This window comes from Celeribacter marinus (assembly GCF_965656515.1).
Lineage (GTDB): Bacteria > Pseudomonadota > Alphaproteobacteria > Rhodobacterales > Rhodobacteraceae > Celeribacter > Celeribacter marinus_D.
Map to the genome: position 1 here is coordinate 31,130 of NZ_CBFHKW010000027.1, position 1,392 is coordinate 32,521.

Sequence of the window (1,392 nt, forward strand, 5' to 3'; positions counted from 1 at the left end):
CGGCGCACCTTGACGCTGGTCGCCTTGCGGCGCTTTATGATGAAATATGTGCGCTTGGGGCGCAGGCCTTTATGACGGGAACAGGTCCGGAATTATTCGCCGAGCTTGGGGCGCGCGCCGCCCATTTTGAAGTTACCGAAGAGGCGGGAGCCTCGCAGATGAAAGAAATCCAATGACCGTTGGCGTTACAGAACTCGGCCTCTATGCGTTCGCTCTCTTGATCTTGTTTTTGACACCCGGCCCTGTTTGGGTTGCAATGTTGGCCCGCGCTATGTCGGGGGGCTTTGCGTCTGCGGCCCCTTTGGCCTTAGGGGTCGTTGTTGGTGATGTATTGTGGCCGCTTTTGGCGATCCTTGGTGTGACGTGGATCATCTCGGAATTCGCGGCCTTTCTTACCGTGATGCGATGGGCGGCGGTTCTGATGTTTTTGGTTATGGGGGTCATGCTCATCCGCCATGCGGACAAAAAAATCACATCAGACAGTCGTTTAACACGGCCAGGTATTTTAGCCGGTTTTGTTGCGGGTGTTGTCGTGATTTTGGGGAACCCAAAGGCGATTTTATTCTACATGGGTCTGTTGCCCGGTTTTTTTGATTTGTCGTTATTGACCGCGCCGGACATCATGGTGATCTGTGCTATTTCGGCTGTCGTGCCATTGATCGGAAACCTTATACTGGCGCTCTTTGTAAGTAGAATTCGTGGGCTACTGACGTCCTCTGGTGCATTGAGCCGGATGAACCGTACGGCGGGGATTTTGTTGATAGGTGTGGCGTTTATTATCCCTTTCGTATGATCGGCGAAAACCACCAAATCTTGTGGCATTGACGTGACATTCCCCAAGCGTTGGCGTATAAAAACGCCAAGGTAAAGACGAGGAAAACGCATGTCTGACGACACACCCCAAAGCCCTGAGTATGGCGCCGATTCTATCAAGGTTCTCAGAGGCTTGGAAGCCGTTCGAAAGCGTCCCGGTATGTATATCGGTGACACGGACGATGGATCTGGTCTGCACCACATGGTCTACGAGGTCGTGGACAACGGGATTGATGAGGCTCTTGCGGGTCATGCGGACTATGTGACTGTCAAAATCCACAAAGACAGCTCTGTTTCCGTGCGTGACAACGGTCGCGGCATTCCTGTCGACATCCACCAAGAGGAGGGTGTTTCCGCGGCCGAGGTCATTATGACCCAGCTTCACGCCGGCGGTAAATTCGACAGCAATTCGTACAAGGTCTCGGGCGGCCTACACGGCGTTGGCGTTTCGGTTGTGAACGCCTTGTCTGAGTGGCTTGAACTGAAAGTTTGGCGCAACGGAAAGATCCATATTGCGCGCTTTGAAAAGGGCGATACGGCAGAGCATTTGAAAATCATTGGCGATGCGGGGGACGAAAC

General features: G+C 53.2%; 2 protein-coding genes and 1 pseudogene. All 3 read left to right on the forward strand.

Annotation, left to right across the window (positions count from 1 at the left end):
- Window positions 1–176, forward strand: a pseudogene (locus ACTG34_RS07970) (DNA replication/repair protein RecF); the annotation flags it as partial.
- Window positions 173–793 (forward strand): LysE family translocator, encoded by a 621-nt coding sequence (locus ACTG34_RS07975; RefSeq protein WP_439104418.1) that lies wholly within the window; start codon window positions 173–175, stop codon window positions 791–793. The pseudogene ACTG34_RS07970 and the gene ACTG34_RS07975, both read left to right, overlap by 4 nt.
- Window positions 794–883: 90 nt before the next feature.
- Window positions 884–1,392 (forward strand): ATP-binding protein (locus ACTG34_RS07980; RefSeq protein ID WP_439104419.1); only part of this gene is annotated, 509 nt, incomplete at its 3' end.

Bases quoted from the DNA above. Each gene is read 5' to 3' on its own strand.
- ACTG34_RS07975 (WP_439104418.1), top strand. From the start codon at position 173: ATGACCGTTGGCGTTACAGAACTCGGCCTCTATGCGTTCGCTCTCTTG.